Below are 255 nucleotides of genomic sequence, written 5' to 3' on the forward strand. Positions count from 1 at the left end.
CGGCATTGAGCTGGCCCGCCGCCTCAAGCGCGAAGAAGCCACCGCCGAACTGCCTATTATTAGGCTCACCGCCAAAGGCGAAGAGGATAATAAAATTCAGGGGCTAGAAGCTGGCGCAGATGATTACATCACTAAGCCGTTTTCACCCCGTGAACTGGTGGCGCGTCTGAAAGCCGTGCTGCGCCGAGCAACCCCACGCGGTGTGGAAGACCCTATCGAAATCAACGGATTGCTGCTGGACCCCATCAGCCATCG

The 255-nt window shown here is 57.6% G+C and carries 1 protein-coding gene; it reads left to right on the plus strand.

Annotation, left to right across the window (positions count from 1 at the left end; genetic code table 11):
- The coding region (locus SB753_RS39280; RefSeq protein WP_410805450.1) for a response regulator at nucleotides 1–255 on the plus strand (255 nt) is incomplete at both ends.

The sequence above is a fragment of the Paraburkholderia sp. SIMBA_053 genome (genome assembly GCF_046534895.1).
Classification (GTDB): domain Bacteria; phylum Pseudomonadota; class Gammaproteobacteria; order Burkholderiales; family Burkholderiaceae; genus Paraburkholderia; species Paraburkholderia caledonica.